This is a genomic window from Mycobacteriales bacterium, from assembly GCA_035995165.1.
Classification (GTDB): Bacteria; Actinomycetota; Actinomycetes; order Mycobacteriales; family CADCTP01; genus CADCTP01.
Genome location: DASYKU010000066.1, coordinates 1 through 19,316 on the forward strand (window position 1 = coordinate 1; position 19,316 = coordinate 19,316).

At 73.5% G+C, this 19,316-nt stretch carries 20 protein-coding genes; 5 read left to right on the top strand and 15 right to left on the bottom strand.

Annotated features, from left to right (window positions below; genetic code table 11):
- The 3 genes from VGP36_11000 to VGP36_11010 all read right to left on the bottom strand — a co-directional run.
- On the bottom strand, positions 1-637 hold a 637-nt coding region (locus VGP36_11000), incomplete at its 3' end, for a hypothetical protein (protein HEV7655238.1).
- 149 nt (positions 638-786) lie between these two features.
- Positions 787-2,541 carry a discoidin domain-containing protein gene (locus VGP36_11005; protein ID HEV7655239.1) on the bottom strand — a complete coding sequence of 585 codons (1,755 nt, stop codon included), beginning with the start codon at positions 2,539-2,541 and terminating at the stop codon, positions 787-789.
- Between the two features lie 113 nt (positions 2,542-2,654).
- The gene (locus VGP36_11010; protein ID HEV7655240.1) at positions 2,655-3,146 is read right to left on the bottom strand and encodes a GNAT family protein; all 492 of its coding nucleotides are present in this window, start codon (positions 3,144-3,146) and stop codon (positions 2,655-2,657) included.
- Between the two features lie 125 nt (positions 3,147-3,271).
- Here VGP36_11010 and VGP36_11015 point away from each other — a divergent pair, with 125 nt between their 5' ends.
- Both VGP36_11015 and VGP36_11020 read left to right on the top strand, forming a co-directional pair.
- Positions 3,272-3,841 carry a hypothetical protein gene (locus VGP36_11015; protein HEV7655241.1) on the top strand — a complete coding sequence of 190 codons (570 nt, stop codon included), beginning with the start codon at positions 3,272-3,274 and terminating at the stop codon, positions 3,839-3,841.
- Positions 3,842-4,006: 165 nt separating this feature from the next.
- Entirely contained in the window at positions 4,007-4,495 is a 489-nt protein-coding gene (locus VGP36_11020) for a hypothetical protein (GenBank protein HEV7655242.1), read from the top strand.
- On the opposite strand, the gene VGP36_11025 is transcribed toward VGP36_11020, so the two are convergent.
- The 5 genes from VGP36_11025 to VGP36_11045 form a co-directional block, all read right to left on the bottom strand.
- Complete coding sequence (locus VGP36_11025) at positions 4,496-5,101, bottom strand: nucleoside/nucleotide kinase family protein (GenBank protein ID HEV7655243.1); 606 nt, start codon at positions 5,099-5,101, stop codon at positions 4,496-4,498.
- A gap of 21 nt (positions 5,102-5,122) precedes the next feature.
- Positions 5,123-5,593, bottom strand: a complete 471-nt coding sequence (locus VGP36_11030) for a DUF1707 domain-containing protein (protein ID HEV7655244.1) — start codon at positions 5,591-5,593, stop codon at positions 5,123-5,125.
- A 122-nt stretch (positions 5,594-5,715) separates the two neighbouring features.
- Entirely contained in the window at positions 5,716-6,348 is a 633-nt protein-coding gene (locus VGP36_11035) for a class I SAM-dependent methyltransferase (GenBank protein HEV7655245.1), read from the bottom strand.
- Between the two features lie 43 nt (positions 6,349-6,391).
- Positions 6,392-8,329 carry a S9 family peptidase gene (locus VGP36_11040; protein ID HEV7655246.1) on the bottom strand — a complete coding sequence of 646 codons (1,938 nt, stop codon included), beginning with the start codon at positions 8,327-8,329 and terminating at the stop codon, positions 6,392-6,394.
- 37 nt (positions 8,330-8,366) lie between these two features.
- On the bottom strand, positions 8,367-8,669 hold the full coding sequence (locus VGP36_11045; protein HEV7655247.1) for an antibiotic biosynthesis monooxygenase family protein: 303 nt from the start codon (positions 8,667-8,669) through the stop codon (positions 8,367-8,369).
- A 19-nt stretch (positions 8,670-8,688) separates the two neighbouring features.
- Here VGP36_11045 and VGP36_11050 point away from each other — a divergent pair, with 19 nt between their 5' ends.
- Positions 8,689-9,897 (top strand): amidohydrolase family protein, encoded by a 1,209-nt coding sequence (locus tag VGP36_11050; protein ID HEV7655248.1) that lies wholly within the window; start codon positions 8,689-8,691, stop codon positions 9,895-9,897.
- Positions 9,898-10,201: 304 nt separating this feature from the next.
- Here VGP36_11050 and VGP36_11055 read toward each other — a convergent pair whose 3' ends face one another.
- Positions 10,202-11,455 (bottom strand): TerC family protein, encoded by a 1,254-nt coding sequence (locus VGP36_11055; GenBank protein HEV7655249.1) that lies wholly within the window; start codon positions 11,453-11,455, stop codon positions 10,202-10,204.
- Positions 11,456-11,686: 231 nt separating this feature from the next.
- On the opposite strand from VGP36_11055, the gene VGP36_11060 reads away from it, so the two are divergent.
- The gene (locus tag VGP36_11060; protein ID HEV7655250.1) at positions 11,687-12,112 is read left to right on the top strand and encodes a VOC family protein; all 426 of its coding nucleotides are present in this window, start codon (positions 11,687-11,689) and stop codon (positions 12,110-12,112) included.
- Here VGP36_11060 and uvrB read toward each other — a convergent pair whose 3' ends face one another.
- Complete coding sequence (uvrB, locus tag VGP36_11065; GenBank protein HEV7655251.1) at positions 12,113-14,239, bottom strand: excinuclease ABC subunit UvrB; 2,127 nt, start codon at positions 14,237-14,239, stop codon at positions 12,113-12,115. It abuts the gene before it with no gap.
- A 44-nt stretch (positions 14,240-14,283) separates the two neighbouring features.
- Complete coding sequence (locus VGP36_11070) at positions 14,284-14,805, bottom strand: hypothetical protein (protein ID HEV7655252.1); 522 nt, start codon at positions 14,803-14,805, stop codon at positions 14,284-14,286.
- Between the two features lie 68 nt (positions 14,806-14,873).
- Between VGP36_11070 and VGP36_11075 the strand changes: the two genes are divergently transcribed.
- Positions 14,874-15,476: a hypothetical protein gene (locus tag VGP36_11075; GenBank protein HEV7655253.1), complete on the top strand. Its 603-nt coding sequence runs from the start codon at positions 14,874-14,876 to the stop codon at positions 15,474-15,476.
- A 221-nt stretch (positions 15,477-15,697) separates the two neighbouring features.
- On the opposite strand, the gene VGP36_11080 is transcribed toward VGP36_11075, so the two are convergent.
- Genes VGP36_11080 through VGP36_11095 form a run of 4 tightly spaced genes read right to left on the bottom strand, consistent with a single transcriptional unit; the run spans position 15,698 to position 19,172 of the window.
- The gene (locus VGP36_11080) at positions 15,698-16,303 is read right to left on the bottom strand and encodes a response regulator transcription factor (GenBank protein HEV7655254.1); all 606 of its coding nucleotides are present in this window, start codon (positions 16,301-16,303) and stop codon (positions 15,698-15,700) included.
- Positions 16,300-17,526, bottom strand: coding sequence for a histidine kinase (locus tag VGP36_11085; GenBank protein HEV7655255.1), 1,227 nt, complete (start codon positions 17,524-17,526; stop codon positions 16,300-16,302). Before VGP36_11085 ends, VGP36_11080 begins: the two co-directional genes overlap by 4 nt.
- Positions 17,527-17,535: 9 nt before the next feature.
- Positions 17,536-18,267, bottom strand: a complete 732-nt coding sequence (locus tag VGP36_11090; GenBank protein ID HEV7655256.1) for an ABC transporter permease — start codon at positions 18,265-18,267, stop codon at positions 17,536-17,538.
- Positions 18,264-19,172: an ABC transporter ATP-binding protein gene (locus VGP36_11095; protein HEV7655257.1), complete on the bottom strand. Its 909-nt coding sequence runs from the start codon at positions 19,170-19,172 to the stop codon at positions 18,264-18,266. Before VGP36_11095 ends, VGP36_11090 begins: the two co-directional genes overlap by 4 nt.
- Between the last annotated feature and the right edge of the window lie 144 nt (positions 19,173-19,316).

The following is a 19,316-nucleotide window of genomic DNA, read 5'->3' on the forward strand; positions in this document are numbered from 1 at the left end:
GGCAGCCGGCGCACGCGCGCTCGCCGCTGCCGATGCCGGTCGACTCGTTGCACGGGCCGCCGGGGTTGGTGCCGCAGTGCAGGGTGCCGAAGACCGAGCTCCGGCCGTTGATGTCCTCCAGGATGTCGACCTCGCCGGAGGTCGGCCAGGTGGTGCCGGTGCGCAGGGTGGAGCCCAGCATCCAGAAGGCGGGCCAGTAGCCGGCGCCGTTGGCCGTGCTGACATCGGGCTGCTGGATGGACGACACCATCTCGACCACACCGCCGGCCGGTGCGCCGAAGGTGGCCGCCTGGGTCTCGACCCGGCCCGATGTCCAGCCCGTCTTCGGGTCGGAGCCGTCGTGGTTGGCGCGCAGGACGAGGTGGCCGTTGCCGTCCTGGAAGACGTTCGACGTGGAGTCGGTCATCGTCTCGATCTCACCGGTGCCGAAGCTGCTGCCGGGCCCGGTGTCGTACTTCCAGGTCCCGGTGTTCAGGCCGGTGCCGCTCCCACCCGTGAAGTCATCGCTCCACGTGGTGGTGAAACCGGCGGGCGGGGCCGGCACCGCGGCGGGCCTCGCGACGCCCGCCGAGGCTCCGGTCTGCATGGCCACCGGCGCGATCACGCCGATGGCCAGGACGAGGGCACCGGCTCCCACTCTGAACCGGCGTACCGATGAGGTGCGGACCTGCCTGTCTTGCCGTTCGAACAACACGTGTACTCCTTTACCGGGGTCGTACAGACCCACCCGTACGACCCCGTTGGGTTGGCGAGGGTTACGGTCGTCTTTCTTGGAGCCGTCTCAGGTCACCAGCCGACGGCGACCAGCAGGTACTGCGGGTCACCGTGGGAGATGAACGAGGACTGGCCCGCGACGTCGTCGTAGGGGAAGCCGTAGGCCAGGTGGTTGATCGCGTGGTCGTGCCAGAACTTGGCGTACCAGTTGGCCGGCGAGGCCCCGTAGTAGAGCGACGGGGTGTTCCACTGCGCCTGCGGCAGCTGGATCACGTGCCGGTTCAGCGCCGCGCAGCGGTTCGGGTCCTGGGCCAGGATGCCGGCGCAGCCGAAGATGTCGGAGGTCGGCGCGTTGACGCCGTTCGCCGACGCGTACGAGGTGAAGTAGTTCGCGTTGACCCCGCCGGCCCGGAACGAGGGGTCGTTGCCGGGCGAGGGGATGCGGACCTGGCCGGCGCCCTGGGCCAGCACGTCGAACTCCGGCGGCACCTCGTTGACGAACTGCTGGAACGTCGCGGCCCGGCTCTGCGCGAACGTCGCCTGGTCCTCCCCGACCTGCTGGTCCGAGCCGTCGTGCGAGCGCAGCCGCATCGCCAGCTTCAGGCCGAACCCGTCGACCCGGGTGGTGTTGCCGTTGAACACGTCCGGCCCGACGGTGAACTCGATGAAGTCGGTGAACTGGCTCGTCGCGCTGCCGAGGTGGAAGACCATCCGCCCGGCCGAGTTCGCCGGCATGTCGAGGAAGGGCTGCTCGGCGATCGAGTGGGTCTGCCCGTTGAACGTCCAGAACACCTGGCTGTCGGGGAACGCGCCGTTGGTGCGGTTGAGGACCTTGACCGTCAGCACGTTCGCGGCCGGCGGGATGGTCGTGAGGTCACCCCAGAACGCGTCCGACGGCGGCGGCGGGGGCGGCGGCGGCGGCGTCACCGCCCCGGTCGTCCGGACGGCCATCTCGAACAGCGAGTAGCCGAAGGCGGTCCCGCGCGCGGTGCCGTTCATCCGGACGAACCGGCCGCTGCCGTTGACGGTCAGCGTCTGCGTCCCGCCGGCCCCGGTGGTGGTGGAGAAGATCGTCGTGAACGGACCGGTCGCGGCGGGCGCGACCTGGATCTGGAACGACCGGGCGAACGCGGCCTCCCAGGTGAGCGTCACCCCGCAGACGGTCGCGGTCGCGCCCAGGTCGACCTGCACCCACTGCGGGTCGCCGAACGCGGAGGACCAGCGGGTGGTGCCGTTGCCGTCGAAGGCCGCGCTCGCGGGGAACGTCGCGTTCTCCACGGTCGACGCGGTGGCCGGGTGCCCGAGCGCCGCGTTGGCCGTGCCGCAGGCCGCCGCCGCGGGCGTGCCGAAGACCTGGAACTCCCAGAGCGAGTAGCCGAACGCGGTCCCGCGCGCGGTCCCGTTCATCCGGACGAACCGGCCGGTCCCGCTCACGGCCAGGGTCTGGATGCCGCCGCCCCCGGTGGTGGTGGAGAAGATCGTCGTGAACGGGCCGGTGGCCGACGAGGCGACCTGAATCTGGAACGAGCGCGCGAACGCGGCCTCCCAGTTCAGCGTGACCTGGTCGATCGTCGCGGTCGCGCCCAGGTCGACCTGCACCCACTGCGGGTCGGCGAACGCGCTGGCCCAGCGGGTGCCGGTGTTGCCGTCGACCGCGGCGCTCGCCGGGAACGTCGCGTTCTCGGCGGACGAGGCGGTCGCGGCCTTGCCCTGGGACAGCAGCGCGCCGGCGGCGGCGGACCGCCCCGGGGTCACCGCGAGGTACGCGACCAGCAGCAACAGGGCGGCGAGGATCGCGAGCGGCGTTCGCCGGTGAACGAGCGGCATGGCAGGGTCTCCTGACGCTGCCTGGCGCCGCCGGCCCGCAGTGCGGGCTCACCAGGGACTGGGACGGACTGGGAACGTTCCCAGTCGAGGGTCGGGCACGCGGATGGCCTCCGTCAACCGCCCGTTCGGGTGCCCTCGGGCTGGACCGGGCGGGGGTCGCCGCGAAGGATGGCGTAGCCGAGGGCGTCCATCGGCGGCCCGCCCGGCACCGGCCAGCCCTGCCGGTAGCGGGCCTCCTGGGTGTAGCCGCAGCGGGTCAGCACCCGCTGCATCGCCTCGTTGTCCGCCCGGGTGGTCGCCTCGATGCGGTTCTCCGCCGGCAGCGCGGCGAAGACCCAGTCGGTCAGCCAGCGCACCGCGGCCGTCCCGATCCCCTTCCCCCGGTACGCCGCCCGCAGCCGCAGGTCGAACATCGGCCCGCCGTCGAGGTCGTACAGCCGCAGCACGCCGGTGCGGGCGCCGCCGGCAGTCACCCAGAAGGTCCGGATGCCCGGGCCGGCCCACCGGACGGCGTCCCCGCCGCCCGGGTGGAAGGGCCATTCCTCGTCCCGGACCAGCGCGATCACGGCCTCGACGTCGTCGGCGGGCGGGAAGTCGATGTCCACTACGCGACGCTAGCCAGGGCGGCAACCGGGTTCGCGGAAACCGCGGCCCCCAACTTTTAGGGAGCGCATCGCTGCGGCTCTTCCCGTACTAATGGGGAGCTTCCGACTTGCTGAGGACTCTGACGATGACGCCCCGAACTGCTGCCCTGGTCGCCGTGCTCGCCGCCGCCGGAATCGCCGTCTCCGGGTGCGGAGGCGGTGGCAACCCGAACGCCGCTCCGCAGAGCCCGACGCTGCCGACCGCCTCCTCGCTGAACTCGCCCCGGCCCGCGGTCTCGGTCGCGCCGTCGAACGCCCCGTCCGCGGGCGCCTCCGCCACCTCCGCCGCCGGGGCCACCGGCGACGACAAGGGCGGCGCCAGTGGCGGGAAGGGCTCCGACGACAGCGCGCTGCCGACCCCGAACGGCAACAGCGGCCTCGGCTCGCTGCCGCCCGGCTTCCCGCTGCCGGAGGGCACCACGCTCGGCCGGATCGCGGTCCGCTCCAGCGACATCACCGCTCCGCTGGAGGTTCCGGACGGCGACCGGGCCGCGGCCTTCTGGAAGACGCAGCTGCCGGCCGCGGGCTACAAGTTCCTCGGCTCGACCGTGTCGAAGGCGTTCGGCGAGATCAAGTTCACCGGCAAGGGCTGCATCGCGGGCAGCGACATCACTGTCAGCGGGGAGCACGTCGCCTTCCTCTGCCGCCGCGCCTGATACCTGGGGATAGGGGCCTCGCCGGACCTGTCCTCGTCTCCGATCCGGCCGTCGGGACCGCCGGGACCCCGGCGGTCGCCGGACCTGTCCTCGTCTCCGATCCGGCCGTCCGACGCCGGGACCCCGGCGGTCCCGACGGTCGCCGGACCGGGTTGGATGGACGCCGTGGACTCCCCGCGTCTCGTCCGTCCGGCCGCGCTGGCCGGCCTCGCCGTGGCCGCGGCCCTGCTGGCCGGCTGCGGCGACGGCGGCAGCACGACCGCCGCTCCCCCGCCGGCCGGCCCGACCGCGGCCGTGCCCACCACGGTGGCGCCGACGCGGACGGCGGGCGTGCCCGGCGGCGCGATCACCAGCCCGCCCGCGGCCGGCGCCGGCGAGGCCGGCCTGCTGCCGGCCGGCTTCCCGATCCCGCCCGGCACCAAGGTCGGCCCGGTCTCGCTGGCCGGCGGCTCGACCACCACGACCCTCACCGTCGGCGAGGGCAAGGCCGGCTACGACTACTGGCGGCAGCAGCTGCCCGCGGCCGGGTACGCGATCGCGAAGGCCGAGATGGTCGGCGGGATCGGCGAGATCACCTTCAGCGGCAACGGGTGCGCGTCCGGCAGCCAGCTCGGCATCAGCGACCAGAACGTCACCCTGGAATGCAGGCGCTGATCAGCGCGGGACGATCAGGTCGGCGGCGGCGCGGCCGCGGGTGACCAGGCGGGCGTTCGGCCCGTCCACCGAGTCGATCCAGGCCCGGGCCGCGGCCGGCTCCTTGCCGAAGGCGACGTGCCGGGCCACCAGCCGCTCCAGCCGTACGGGCTCGGCGGTCTCGACGTACCAGACCTCGGTCAGCGCCTGTCGGACCTGCGTCCACGGCTCCTCGTCGACCAGCAGGTAGTTGCCCTCGGTGACGATCAGCCGGACGGCCGGGTCGACCGCGAGGGCGCCGGCGATCGGCTGCTCCAGATCCCGCTCGAAGTCCGGCGCGTAGACCGGGTGCCCGGTCTCGGCGGCGAGCCGCCGCAGCAGCGCGAGGTAGCCCCAGCCGTCGAACGTCTCCGGCGCCCCCTTGCGCGACCGGAGCCCGAGCCGGTCCAGCGCCGCGTCGGCGAGGTGGAACCCGTCCATCGGCACCCAGGCCGCGGCCGGCCCGACCGCGGCGACGAGCTCGGCCGCGAGCGTCGACTTCCCGGCCCCGGGCGCCCCGGCGATCCCGAGCAGGGCCCGCCCGGACCGGGACAACGCGAGCGCCCGCTCGACCAGCCCGCCGTCCATGCGGCCACCGTAGAGCGGTGGTCAGCGCCAGTCGCGCGGCCCCCGGCGCGGACCGTGCCCCCACGCCCGCCGGCCCAGCCCGAACCAGAACAGCAGCACGAACGGGAAGATCGGGAAGCGCAGCAGCGCGCTGGCCACGATCGCCACCACGATGACCAGCAGGAAGACCGGCGCCATGCCGACGCCGGAGCGCCGCGGCCGTTCCCGCGCCACCCGCCCGTCGTACCAGCCCGAGGGCAGATGGGGCTGGGCCAGGCTCGGCCGGAACGGGGCCGGCTCCGGCAGGTCGCCGAACAGGCCGTGCAGGTCGACCCGGGTCCGGGACGCGTACGCCGCCTGCACGCGGGTGTCGTACTCGTCCTGGTCGAGCCGGCCGGCGGCGAAGTGCTCGCCCAACGCGCCGACGGCCGTCTGGCGCTCGGCGTCGCCGACCCGCAGCAGGTGGGCGGGCAGGGGTTGCTCCGGTACGGGTTCCGGGAGTGCGTCGCTCATCGGGGCTCCGGCTGTAACGAGGTAATCCGTCACCAGGTCCAACGACCCGATCATGCGCCCTGTGCCCGTTCCCGCCTACCACATCGGCGGTATCCGCCCTCAGCACCTGAACGTAGGGAGGACTACGGCGCGGAGCAGTAGAGGAAGACCTGGCGTTCGGCGGGGAGTTCGGCGGAGGCGGGTTCGAACTCCTCGACGTCGACCTCGAGCACGTGCAGCCCCTCGGCCCGGACCGCCCCCTCCAGGTCCGCCTGCGGGTACGCGGTGACCGACAGCTCCTGCCCCAGGAACGGCAGCGGCGCGTAGTCGAAGTCGCCCTCGACCATCCCGATCGCGACCACGCCGCCGGGCTGCAGCACCGACCGGACCCGGCGCAGCACCCGCGGGATGCCCTCCCGCCGCAGCATGAGCAGCGAGAAGAACGCGCAGACCGCGTCGAACCGGCCGAGCGAGTCGTCCAGGTCGAGCACGTCCATGGCCACGAACCGGCCGGTCGGCACGTTGCGCCGGGCCAGCGCCAGCATCTCGGTGGAGACGTCGACGCCGACCACCTCCAGGCCGGTCTCGGCCAGCATGCCCGCGGTCGGGACGCCGGTACCGCAGCCGAGGTCGAGCACCCGGGCCCCGGGCCTGAGCCGGTCGATCACCCACTGGGTGGCGATGATCTGCCCCGACTTGTGCGGGAAGACGTCGTCGTACCGCTCCCCGATGGCGTCGAAGGCCGCTGCCTGGCGGCGCGTCTCGGCGGAGAACACGTCGTCCCTCCCTCAGCCCGGCCTGCACGTCGAGTTGATCATGTCAGGACAGGTACCGGGACCACCAGTCGAGCACGGCGTCGAAGCGGGCCAGCCGATGACTGGGCAGCCCGGACCGGCTCAGCTCGTGCCCCTCCCCCGGGAACAACAGCAGCTCGGCCGGGACTCCGCGCATCCGCAGCGCCACGTACAGTCGCTGGCCCTGCTCGACCGGGCACCGCCAGTCGTGCTCGGAGTGGATGATCAGCACCGGCATGTCGATCTTGTCCGCGTACGTCAGCGGGCTCTGCTCGGCGATCGCGGCCGGGTCGGTCCCGACGTACTCGGGGGCGAAGGTGAAGCCGATGTCGCTGGAGCCCAGGAACGAGTCCCAGGCGGTGACGGCCCGCTCCACGATCGCGGCCCTGAACCGCTCGCCGACGTGGCCGATCAGCCAGCTGGTCATGAACCCGCCGTACGACCCGCCCATGACGCCGACCTTGGACGGGTCCGCGGCCTCGTCGGTGAGCGCCGCGTCCAGCAGCGCGAGCAGGTCGTCGGCGTCGACGGTGCCCATCCGGTGCCGGATCGCGCGGGCGTGGTCCTCGCCGTAGCCGGCCGCGCCGCGGGGGTTGCCGAGCACGACCAGGTAGCCGGCGTCCGCGTAGACCTGGGCCTCGTCGAAGAGCGTGTAGCCGTACTGCGCGTGCGGGCCGCCGTGGATGGCCAGCAGCACCGGGCGCCGGCCCGGGTACCGCTCGGGGTCGGGGTGCACCAGCCAGCCGTGCACGGGGTAGTCGTCCGGCGCGGTGGTGGTCAGCTCCCGCAGCGGGCGCAGGTTCGCGGCGGCGGTGAGCTCGGCCCCGAATGCGGTCAGCGGCTCGTCCCGGCCGACCTTGTGGAGCTCGCCGGCGCTGGTCGCCTCGGCCGCGGTGACCACGATCGTCCCGCCGGCGATCGCGGCGGCCGTGCCGGTGACGGCGCCGCCGAAGACGACCTCCGGCTCGCCACCGGCCAGTGGGACCCGGACCAGCTCCTGAGCCCCGCGGTTGCGGGTCAGCGCGAGCAGGGAGTCGCCGTCGCGCAGCAGCTGGTCGCCGCCGCCGCTCGGCTGGAGGTCGGTCTCCGGGCCGGTGAGCCGGGTCGGCGCGGCCGAGCCGTCGGCCGGGACCGACCAGACCGCGCCGTGGCGGCCGATGAAGTCGCTGCCGGTCGGGCCGAGGTCGGTGGTGGCCAGGAAGTAGACGGTGCCGCCGTCGGCGGAGGCGACCGGGCAGCCGGCGTCCTGGCCGCCGCGGGTCAGCTTGCGCAGGCCGGAGCCGTCGGCTGCACAGCCGTACACATCCCAGTGCAGGTTGGTGTCCACGGGTGTGTCGCGGTCGCTGGAGAACAGCAGGCCGCCGTCCGGCGCCCAGCCGACGTGCGTGTCCTCGCACTCGCCGTCGGTCACCTGCACCGGCGCCGGTTCGTCCGCGAACGGGTCGAGCACGAACACGTGCGGCTGCCGGTCCAGCAGCCAGCCGATGCCGTCCTCCTTCGCCCGCAGCCGGGTGATGCGGCGCGGCGGCTCCTTCTCGGGGCCGCGGTCCTTGTCGGTCCCGTACCGACCCTGCTCCGGGACGCGGGCCGAGTACGCCAGCCGGGTCGAGTCCGGGCTCCACCGCGGCGCGCCGGCGCCGAGCGGGTGGTGCTCGTCGGTGGTGACCGGGCGGGCGTCGCCGAGCTCGGCCGGCAGCAGGTGCAGCTGCGGCTTGCCCTCCTCGCCGGCCCGCAGGAACGCGATCCAGCGGCCGTCCGGCGACCAGACCGGGGAGCTGTCCTTCGGGCCCTCGGTCAGCCGCCGCGGCGGGGTCGCGCCGGTCGTGTCGACCAGCCAGAGCTGGGATCGGTAGTCGTCGGCGTCGAGGTCGGCCCGGGTCACGGCGAGCACAGCCCGCGTCCCGTCCGGGGAGAGGGTCGGCGCGCCGGGCAGCCGGAGCAGGGCGAGGTCGGCAGGCTTCACGATCCGACCGTACAACCGCGGGCGAACGGCCTTCCCGTCAGCCGATGTCGCTGTAGTGCTCCACCGCGGGCGGCTGGGCGAAGTGCGGCCCGATGCCGGCCCGCCAGCGCGGGAACCGCTCGGAGGCGCGGAAGTTCTGCTCGTGCGCCTCGACCGACTCCCACTCCACCATCAGCGTGAACCGGCTCGGCGACTCGATCCCGCGCACCAGCCGCATGCTCAGGCACCCGGGCGTGTCCGCCACCTCGTGCTTCACCGACGCGTACGCCTGCTCGAAGGCATCCTCCGAGCCGGGCGTGATCTCCAGAACCGCGATCTCCAGCACCACAGGCAGATCCAATCATGGTGAGATGCCTGCCGTGCGCACCCTCTTCGCCCACGGTCAGGTCTTCGACGGCACCGGGTCGCCGCCCGCCGGTGCGGACGTCGTGGTGGAGGACGGCCGGATCGTCGACGTCGGGCCCGGGCTCGACGGCGACGAGCTGGTCGACTGCACCGGCACGACGCTGCTGCCCGGCCTGGTCGACTGCCACGTGCATCTGCTCTTCAGCGGGGCCCATCCGATGAAGACGCTGCAGACACCGTTCTCGTACCCGTATTTCGAGGCGGTCCGGAACCTGCGGGCCACGCTCGACCTCGGCATCACCACCGTCCGCGACGCCGGCGGGGCCGACCTCGGGGTCAAGGAGGCGGTCGCGGCCGGGCTCGTGCCCGGGCCGCGGGTGCTCATCGCGGTGAGCATGCTCAGCCAGACCGGCGGGCACGGTGACGGCTGGTACCCCTCGGGCTGCTCGGTGCCGCTGGTCCAGCCGCACCCGGGCCGGCCGAACACGGTCGTCGACGGGCCGGAAGAGATCCGCAGATGCGTCCGGGCCCTGGTCCGGGCCGGGGCGGACGTGATCAAGGTCGCCACCAGCGGCGGCGTGCTCTCGGCCCGGGACGACCCGCGGCACGGCCACTTCCGGGACGAGGAGGTGGCGATGATGGTGCACGAGGCCGAGGCCGCCGGGATCACGGTCATGGCGCACGCGCAGGCGACCGAGGGGATCAAGACCGCCGTACGCAACGGGGTCCGGTCGATCGAGCACGGGATCTACCTCGACGACGAGGCGATCGAGATGATGCTCGACTGGGGTACCTGGCTGGTGCCGACGCTGGCGGCGCCGCGGGCGGTGCTGGACATGGCCGCGTCCGGGGTGCAGTACCCGGACGCCGTGCTGGCCAAGGCGCGGATGGTGCTGGAGGAGCACACGACGTCCGTACGGCGGGCGATCGCGGCCGGGGTGACGGTGGCGATGGGGACCGACTCCGGGGTCGGGCCGCACGGTCACAACCTCACCGAGCTGCAGCTGCTGGTCGACTGCGGGATGACGCCGGCGCAGGCGCTGCACGCGGCGACCCAGTCCGCGACCGAGCTGCTGGACGTGGCCGACGACCGGGGCACGATCGCGCCCGGGCAGCGGGCCGACCTGGTCGTGGTCGACGGCGACGCGCTCGAGGTCGGCACGCTCGGCGACCGGATCCGCGCCGTCTACCAGGACGGCACCCTCGTCTCCGGAACACCATGACCGGCCCGCCGGACCGCGGGCGTCCGGCCTGCCGGCCGCGGGCGTCCGGCCGCGGACGTCTGGCCTGCCGGCCGCGGGCGTCCGGCCGCGGGCTTCCGGCCTGCCGGGCCGCGGGCGTCCGGGCCGCCGACCGCGGGCGTCCGGCCCGCCGGGCCGCGGGCGTCCGGCCCGCCGACCGCGGGCGTCCTGCGAATCCCTGCGCGCAGGCGTCCGGCCGAGCTGCGGACGCAGGTCCCGGCCGCGGACGTGATCCGCCGAGCGGCGGGAGAGCGCGGCGCGGACTCGGCCCGCGCGCCGCGGGCGGCTAGCTGGGGCCTTCGGCGGGGAGGTCGCCGCGGGTGGCGCCGGCGGTGCGGTGCGGGCGGGCGGCGCCGGGGCGCGGCAGCAGGTCGGGCCGGGTGGTGCGGAGGTTCGGGTCCGAGCGGGGCGGGTCCGGGCGGGGCGGGTCCGAGCGGGGCGGGGACCGCCGGGCCGGCGGACGCGCGGCCGGGGTGGATCCGGCCGGGGTGGAGGAGGACGACTCCTCGGGCGCGGAGTCGTTCCCGGAGTCCGCCGCGTCCGGCGCCTCGGGCGCCCGGGATGGCGCCGCCTTCGGCATGTGCAGCGCGGCGGACGGATCCCGCCGGACCTTGAGCAGGCTGAGCGCGGTGGTGATGCCGAGCACCAGCACGATCACCACCAGCGAGAGGACGATGCCGATCTCCGGCGCCCACGAGACGCCCTGCCCGTGCGCGGCCTCGGAGATCAGCTTGAGCCCGATGAAGCCGAGGATCACCGCGAGCCCGGTGTCCAGGTAGACCAGCCGGTTGAGCAGGCCGCCGAGCAGGAAGTAGAGCTGGCGCAACCCCATCAGCGCGAACGCGTTGGACGAGAAGACCAGGAACGGTTCCTTGGTCAGCCCGAAGATCGCCGGGATCGAGTCGAGCGCGAACAGCAGGTCGGTGGTGCCGATCGCGAGCATCACCACCAGCATCGGGGTGACGAACCGCTTCCCGCCGATCCGGGTGAGCACCGCGGACCCGTGGTACTCCGCGCTGACCGGCAGGAACCGCCGCAGCACCCGCAGCGCCACGTTCTCCTTGTACTCCTCCTCCTCGTCGCTCTCCCGCCGGAACGCCAGCCGGTAGCCGGTGTAGAGCAGGAACGCGCCGAAGAGGAAGAACACCCACTCGAACCGCTCGATCACCGCGGCCCCGGCGGCGATGAACAGGCCCCGCAGGACCAGCGCGGCGAGGATCCCGAACAGCAGCACCTTGTGCTGGTGGATCGCGGGTACGCCGAAGGTCGTCATGATGATGACGAACACGAACAGGTTGTCGACGGACAGGCTGTACTCGGTGATGTAGCCGGCGAAGTACTCCCCCGCGTACGTCCCGCCGGAGAAGATCAGGATCCCGATGCCGAAGAGGATCGCGCAGGTGACGTAGAAGACCACCCACTTCGCGGCCTCGGCGACCCGAATCGTGTGCGGGTTGTGGTCGACGATGAACAGGTCGGCCGCCAGCAGCACGAGGATCCCGGCGATCGTGGCGAACCAGAGCCACAGGGGTACGTTCACGGGCCTCCTCCGGACGGACGACAAGGGTCCAGCCCGGAGGTCTCTCCCGCCGCTTGTGGCGACCGGCGGCACCGGGTCTTTCGGACCGTGATGACGGCGCCGCCGCGCAGGGATACTCCCCTCCGACTCTCCCCACTATCCCGCATGTATGCGCAGGTGGGCCAGTCGGGTAGGGGGAAACCACCCGACTGCCGCGAGGGATTTGTCACACCTCGTGTTTACGGTGCTGATATGCGTACGAAGATCCAGATCACTGCAGACTGCGCGGACGTGCCGACGGCGCTGGCGTTCTGGGAGCAGGCGCTCGGGTACGTCCAGGAGCCGCCGCCGCCCGGTCACGAGTCCTGGGCGGCGTACGCGGAGGCGTACGCGATTCCGCGCTCGCAGTGGCACGGGGCGCTGGTCGACCCGGCGGGCATCGGCCCGCGGCTGTTCTTCCAGACCGTGCCGGAGCCGAAGACGGTCAAGAACCGGTGGCACCTCGACGTCGAGGTCACCGACCGCTCGACGCCGGCCGGCGAGCGGGAGGCGACCATCGCCGCCAAGGTCGCCGAGCTGGTCGCCCTCGGTGCCACCGAGGTCGAGACGATCCACGAGGGCGGCGGCGTCTTCACCGTCATGCTCGACCCCGAGCAGAACGAGTTCTGCGTGCAGTGATCAGCGCACCCCGGCGGCGTCCATCCCGCGGAGTTCCTTCTTCAGCTCGCCGATCTCGTCGCGGAGGCGGGCGGCGAGCTCGAACTGCAGCTCCCGGGCCGCGGCCAGCATCTGGTCGTTGAGCTGCTGGATGAGGTCGGCCAGCTCGGCCCGCGGCATCCCGGCCAGGTCCTTCGCGTGCGCCCCGGCCCCGCTCTTCTTCGTCGCCCGCGACGAGAGCCCCGGCACCGGCGCCTTGCCCCGGGACTGCTGCCGGCCGGACCCGCCGACCAGCTCCTGCTCGGTCTCCTCGGCGTCGCGGTAGATCCCGTCGAGGATGTCGACGATCCTCTTCCGCAGCGGCTGCGGGTCCACCCCGCGCTCGACGTTGTACGCGATCTGCTTCACGCGGCGCCGGTTGGTCTCGTCGATCGCCTTCGCCATCGACGGCGTGATCTTGTCCGCGTACATGTGGACCTGGCCGGAGACGTTGCGGGCGGCCCGGCCGATGGTCTGGATCAGCGAGGTGCCGGAGCGCAGGAAGCCCTCCTTGTCCGCGTCCAGGATCGAGACCAGCGAGACCTCGGGGAGGTCGAGACCCTCGCGCAGCAGGTTGATGCCGACCAGCACGTCGAACTCGCCCTGCCGCAGCTCCCGCAGCAGCTCCACCCGGCGCAGCGTGTCCACCTCGGAGTGCAGGTAGCGCACCCGGATGCCCAGCTCGAGCAGGTAGTCGGTGAGGTCCTCGGACATCTTCTTGGTCAGCGTGGTGACGAGGACCCGCTCGTCCTTCTCCGCGCGCGTCCGGATCTCGTGCACCAGGTCGTCGATCTGGCCCTTGGTCGGCTTGACCACGACCTCGGGGTCGACCAGGCCGGTCGGCCGGATGACCTGCTCGACGTAGTCGTTGTCGGTGCGACCCAGCTCGTACGGACCCGGGGTGGCGGAGAGGTAGACCGTCTGCCCGATCCGCTCGACGAACTCCTCCCACTTCAGCGGGCGGTTGTCCATGGCCGAGGGCAGCCGGAAGCCGTGGTCGACGAGCATCCGCTTGCGCGAGGCGTCCCCCTCGTACATCCCGCCGATCTGCGGGACGGTGGTGTGGGACTCGTCGATGACCATGAGGAAGTCGTCGGGGAAGTAGTCGAGCAGGGTGAAGGACGGCTCACCCTGGGACCGGCCGTCGATGTGCCGCGAGTAGTTCTCGATGCCGGAGCAGAAGCCGACCTGGCGCATCATCTCGATGTCGTACGTCGTGCGCATGCGCAGCCGCTGGGCCTCCAGCAGCTTGTTCTGCTTGTCCAGCTCGGCCAGCCGCTCGGTCAGCTCGTTCTCGATACGGGTGATCGCCCGCTCCATGCGCTCCGGGCCGGCCACGTAGTGCGAGGCGGGGAAGACGAAGACCTCCTCGACCTCGCGGATGACCTCGCCGGTCAGCGGGTGCAGGTAATAGAGCCGCTCGATGTCGTCGCCGAACATCTCGACCCGGACGGCGAGCTCCTCGTAGACCGGGAAGATCTCGACGGTGTCGCCGCGGACCCGGAACGTGCCGCGGGTGAAGGACAGGTCGTTGCGCGTGTACTGCTCGGTCACGAGCTGGCGCAGGATCGTGTCCCGCTCGATGGTCTGGCCGACGGACAGCCGGACGCACCGGTCCACGTACTCCTGCGGGGTGCCGAGGCCGTAGATGCAGGAGACGGTCGCGACCACGACCACGTCCCGGCGGGTGAGCAGGGACATCGTCGCCGAGTGCCGCAGCCGCTCTACCTCGTCGTTGACCGACGAGTCCTTCTCGATGTACGTGTCCGTCTGGGGCACGTACGCCTCGGGCTGGTAGTAGTCGTAGTAGGAGACGAAATACTCCACCGCGTTGTTCGGCAGCAGCTCGCGGAACTCGTTGGCCAGCTGCGCGGCGAGCGTCTTGTTCGGCGCCATCACCAGGGTCGGCCGTTGCAGTCGCTCGATCAGCCAGGCCGTCGTCGCGGACTTGCCGGTGCCGGTCGCGCCGAGCAGCACCGTGTCGCGCTCGCCGGCCCGGACCCGCTTCTCCAGCGAGTCGATGGCCGCCGGCTGGTCGCCCGAGGGCTCGAAGTCGCTGACGACCTTGAAGACGCCCTGGGTCGGGACGATGTCGGTGGTGGCGCGCATAGCCGAACCATAAGCACGGGGTCCGACAGTTTCTTCCCGGACGGTCAGGCGACCCCGGCTCCCGGACCGGCCGGCCGCGGGCCGGCCGCGGCGAAGCCGAGCAGGACGAACCCGGCGGCCACCGCGGTCCACCGTCCCGCGGCCGCGTCCGCGGCCAGCGTCAGGGCGCCGCCGACCACGGCCAGCCCGATGAGGGTCCAGGCCAGCAGGCCGAACACCGGCAGCCCGAACGCCCGCGCGAACGGCAGAAAGTGCACCCCGACCACGAACACGACCCAGACCACGACCAGCTCGGAGGGCCCGCCCAGGCTCCGGACCACCAGCGCGCCGACCGGGATCGCGACGACCTCGCCGACCACGCAGAGCCCGTACGTCCGCAGGGCGGCGCGGCCGGGACGCGGCGGCGCGGCGACGGGCCGGCGCAGCAGCAGGACGAGCACGAGCACGAGGGCCACCAGGCCGGCGACCCGGATCACCGCGGCGGCGGGCAGGCCGCCGGCGTTCGCGAGCACGAAGACCAGACCCGCGACCGACCCGATCGACGACCCGATCGGGAGACGCCGCATGCGCACGGTCTGCCCGGAAGATCACCGGCCCACGCGTACCCCCGGCGTCGGTGGGGCAGGTCGTCGACATGAAGCTGTACGCGGACACGACCGGGCGGTTCTCGCGTCAGGTGGTCGGGGACCTGCTCGTGCTGGGGTGGGTGGCGCTCTGGATCTGGCTCGCGGTGCAGCTGCACGACCGGCTGCTCGAGCTGGCCGCGCCCGGGGTGACGCTGGAGAAGGCCGGCACCTCGTTCTCCGGGTCGCTGAACGACGCCGGGGACAAGGTCGGCGGGCTGCCGGTGGTCGGCGACGACGTGGCCGGGGCGCTGCGGCGGGCCGGCGGCGCGGGCGACTCGCTCGCCGACGCGGGGCGCAACCAGCAGGACGCGGTGCACCAGCTGGCGTTCTTCGTACCGGCCCTGATCCTGCTGCTGGCGGCCGGGATCGTGGTCGCGCTCTGGCTGCCGGGCCGGGTGCGCTGGTCCCGGGAGGCCGGCGCGGCCCGGCGGCTGCTGTCCGGGCCGGACGCGCTGGAGGTCTTCGCGACCCGGGCCGTCGTACGGCGGCACACCCGGGAGCTGGCCGCGCTGCCCGAGGCGACCATCACCCGCTGGCGGGCCGGCGACGAGGACGCCGCCACCGCCCTCGCCGAACTCGAACTCCGAGCCCTCGGCCTCCGCCCCCGCTGATCCTGGGGTGTACGACCTGTGCGTCCCGACCAGTAGGCCGGGGAAGTGAGCCGCGGGAGAGCCCGCGGCCGGCTCCGGACGCCGGCCACGTCCGAAGGCGGGACCAGCTCGCCACCAGGAGGTACGAGCTCCGATGCGACTCGTCCACGAAGCGGCACGGCCGTCGGCCGTCCGATATGTCACGGATGATGCCATGGTACGGAGAGCGGCTCTTGCCCGGGTCAGAGCCAGCCGTTGGATTCGGCGGTGCGGAGGGCTTCTACCCGGTTGCGGGTGCCGGTCTTGGTGATGGCGGCGGACAGGTAGTTGCGGACGGTGCCCTCGGAGAGGAACAGGCGGCCGGCGATGTCGGCGACGGTGGCGCCGTCGCGGGCCGCGACCAGGACGTCGCGTTCGCGGCCGGTGAGCGGGCTGGCGCCGCCGGCCAGGGTGGCGGCGGCCAGCGCCGGGTCGACGACGCGCAGGCCCGCGGCGACCCGCCGGATCGCGTCGGCCAGCTCGTCGGCGGGGGCGTCCTTGACCACGAACCCGAGCACGCCGGCCTCCATCGCCCGGCGCAGGTAGCCGGGCCGGCCGAACGTGGTGAGGATCGCGACCCGGACCGCGGGGACCTCGGCGCGCAGCGCGGCCGCGGCGGCGATGCCGTCCAGGCCGGGCATCTCCACGTCCAGCAGCGCGACCTCGGCCGCGCTGGACCGGGCCGCCGCGACGACCTCGTCGCCCCGGCCGACCTCGGCGACGACCTCCAGGTCCGGCTCCAGCGAGAGCAGCGCGGCCAGCGCGCCGCGGACCATGCTCTGGTCGTCCGCCAGCAACACCTTGATCATCCCGCCTCCCAGCCGACCGGGGTGGCAGGGGTGGCGGCCGGGGTGGGTGATGGAGGCGGATCGGCCGGTACGGCGAGGCGGAGCCGGAACCCGCCGCCCGGCAAGGGACCGGACTCGACCGTCCCGCCGGCTGCCGCGGCCCGCTCGGCCAGCCCGGCCAGCCCGCTGCCGGCGGGCGGCCCGGCCGCGCGGACCCCGCGGCCGTCGTCGACCACCTCGACGTCCGTCGCCGTCACCCGGATCCGGACCCGGGAAGCCTCCGAGTGCCGGACCGCGTTGGTGATGCCTTCCCGTACGGCCCAGCCGAACAGCTCCCGCAGCGACCCCGGCACCTCGTCGACCGCGCCGGGCAGGTCGGCGGCGATGCCGGCCGCGGACAGCACCTCGCGGGCGGTGGCCAGCTCGACGGCCAGCGAGACCTCGCGGTACCCGGCCACGGCGGCCCGGACGTCGGCCAGCACCTGCCGGGTCAGCCGCTCGACGTCGCGGATCTCCGCCGCGGCCCGCGCATCGTCCCGCCCGACCAGCCGCCCGGCCAGCTGCGCCTTGACCGAGGCGGCGGTGAGCGAGTGGCCGAGCAGGTCGTGCAGGTCCCGGGCGATCCGCATCCGCTCCCGGTCGGCGGCCAGCCGGGAGACCTCCTGCTGGGCCGCCCGCAGCTCCCAGGTCCGCCGGATCAGGGCCTGGAACCCGAACGCCGCCAGCGAGCCGAGCGCGACCGATCCGGCCACCGCCCAGGTGTCGGTGCCGTCCCAGGACGGCACGAGCCGGGCGGAGAGCCCGACCAGCAGGGTGCCGGCGATCGCGATCGGGAGCCCGAGCCGGAACGGGTAGAGCACCACGACGGTGACCGCGACGTACACGACCGCGCCCAGCGCGTCCGGGCCGACCAGGGCGGCCAGGGCCAGCGCGAGCAGCGCGAGCAGGGTCGGCGCCGCCCACCGCAGCCAGGCCGGCCGCATGGTCAGGGCCCGGGCGACCAGGTCGATGTAGACGTAGCAGAACGCCAGCAGCAGGATCAGCCGCAGCGCGCGATCCACCCCGGTGTGCTCGGTCCAGGCGCTCTGGAACCCGGGCAGCAGGTAGAGCAGCCAGACGCCGGAGAAGACCCGCCAGCGGCCCCGCCCGTTCAGCCGCGCGCCGATCGGGCCGAGCGCGATGCCGGCACCCGGCCGGAAGCCGAAGCCCCAGCCGGGTCCCGGACCCGCCGCTCCCGAAGCCACCGCAAGACCCTAGTTCCGGGCCGTGTCGCGCCGGTAGGCACGCGCCGCGAGCAGCGCGAACACCGCGGTCCAGACGGCCAGGATGGCGACCCCGTGCCAGCCGATCCAGCTGCCGGCCAGCGGCTCCCGGCCCGCCTGCGCCAGCCAGTACGAGGGCAGCGCCCTGGCGAAGGACTGCAGCGCCGAGGGCAGCTGGTCGATCGGGAACCAGATCCCGCCGAGGATGCCGAGCACGGTGAACAGTGCCCCGGACAGCGGGCCGAGCACGTCGATGGTCAGCCGGTGCCCGAGCCAGATGCCCAGCGCCACGAACGGCGCCAGCGCGAGCAGCGACCACCCGGCGGCCTCGGCCCACATCCGGGCCGGCAGCCGGACCCCCTCGGTCAGCGCGCCGACGCCGTAGACCAGGGCCAGCGCCGGGATCGCGACGAGCAGCGCGGTGACCGCCTTGGAGGCCACGTACGCCCAGCCCGGCATCGGGCTCAGCCGCAGCTGCCGGGTCCAGCCGGTCTGCCGCTCGCCGGCGATCCGGCCCCCGATGGAGACCGCGGCGCCCATCGCGCCGAACACGGACATGCTCGCCATCAGCCAGGCCTTGCCGCTGATGCCGTCCTGGGTGCCGGTCCCGTACAGGGAGGCGAAGAGCAGGAACAGGCCGACCGGCATGCCGATGACGAAGACGAAGTAGCGGGGGGCGCGCAGCGTGCGGCGCACCTCGGTACGCAGGTAGACGGTGTTCATGCGGAGGCTCCGGTCGAGGTGAGGGCGACGAAGGCGTCCTCGAGGTCGGCGCCGCCGACCTCGACGTCGCGGGCGGCGGGTTCGGAGGACAGCAGCGCGCGCAGCGCGGCGTCGGAGTCGGAGCAGGCCAGCCGGGCGATGTCGCCGTGCAGCTCGACCGCGGTGACGCCGGGCAGCGTCTCCAGCGTGGCGGCGCAGGCGCCGGGCAGCGTGACCCGGATGGTGCGGCCGCCGACCACGGCCTTGATCGCGGTGGCCGGCCCGTCGGCGACGACCTTGCCCGCGGCCATCAGCACGACCCGGTCGGCGTACTGGTCGGCTTCCTCCAGGTAGTGGGTGGCGAACAGGACCGTGCGGCCGGCCGCGGTGAGCTCCCGCATCGAGGCCCAGAACCGGCGCCGGCTCTCCACGTCCATCGCGGCGGTCGGCTCGTCCAGGACCAGCAGCTCCGGGTTCGGCACCAGCGCGAGCGCGAACCGCACCCGCTGCGTCTGCCCGCCGGACAGCTTGGTCGTCCGCCGGTCGGCCAGCTCGGTGAGGTCGGCCCGGTCGAGCACCTCGGCCACCGGCATCGGCTGCGGGTAGAGCGAGGCGGCCAGCGTCAGCAGCTCGCGCACGCTGATCTCGGAGATCAGCCCGCCGCTCTGCAGCATCGCGCCGACCAGCCCGGCCTTGACCGCCAGCTCCGGGCTGCGGCCGAACACGCTGACCTCGCCGGTGTCCGGGCGGGTCAGGCCGAGCAGCATGTCGATCGTGGTCGACTTGCCGGCCCCGTTCGGGCCGAGCAGCGCGACCGTCTCCCCCGCGACGATGTCGAGGTCGACGCCGGCGACGGCCGGCACCGGGCCGTAGGACTTGGTGAGGCCGCGGATCCGCAGTCCGGCGGTGAGGCTCGTCTCAGGCATGGACAGAGCGTCGCGCCCGCGGCCCGATCCCGGCAGTTCCGTCCGTACGGACTCGGCCATGACACCTGTCAGGTGACCGGCGCCACACCGGCTCGGCCGGCGCGAAACGCTCGACAGGCGGCCCGGCGGCCGTGCATTAGGTTC

What these genes read in the sequence shown, in the direction of transcription:
- VGP36_11095 (HEV7655257.1), bottom strand. Translation starts at nt 19,172, where the DNA reads ATGCCTGAGACGAGCCTCACCGCCGGACTGCGGATCCGCGGCCTCACC.
- VGP36_11090 (HEV7655256.1), bottom strand. Translation starts at nt 18,267, where the DNA reads ATGAACACCGTCTACCTGCGTACCGAGGTGCGCCGCACGCTGCGCGCC.
- VGP36_11005 (HEV7655239.1), bottom strand. Translation starts at nt 2,541, where the DNA reads ATGCCGCTCGTTCACCGGCGAACGCCGCTCGCGATCCTCGCCGCCCTG.
- VGP36_11060 (HEV7655250.1), top strand. Translation starts at nt 11,687, where the DNA reads ATGCGTACGAAGATCCAGATCACTGCAGACTGCGCGGACGTGCCGACG.
- uvrB (HEV7655251.1), bottom strand. Translation starts at nt 14,239, where the DNA reads ATGCGCGCCACCACCGACATCGTCCCGACCCAGGGCGTCTTCAAGGTC.
- VGP36_11080 (HEV7655254.1), bottom strand. Translation starts at nt 16,303, where the DNA reads ATGATCAAGGTGTTGCTGGCGGACGACCAGAGCATGGTCCGCGGCGCG.
- VGP36_11015 (HEV7655241.1), top strand. Translation starts at nt 3,272, where the DNA reads ATGACGCCCCGAACTGCTGCCCTGGTCGCCGTGCTCGCCGCCGCCGGA.
- VGP36_11075 (HEV7655253.1), top strand. Translation starts at nt 14,874, where the DNA reads ATGAAGCTGTACGCGGACACGACCGGGCGGTTCTCGCGTCAGGTGGTC.
- VGP36_11030 (HEV7655244.1), bottom strand. Translation starts at nt 5,593, where the DNA reads ATGAGCGACGCACTCCCGGAACCCGTACCGGAGCAACCCCTGCCCGCC.
- VGP36_11070 (HEV7655252.1), bottom strand. Translation starts at nt 14,805, where the DNA reads ATGCGGCGTCTCCCGATCGGGTCGTCGATCGGGTCGGTCGCGGGTCTG.
- VGP36_11025 (HEV7655243.1), bottom strand. Translation starts at nt 5,101, where the DNA reads ATGGACGGCGGGCTGGTCGAGCGGGCGCTCGCGTTGTCCCGGTCCGGG.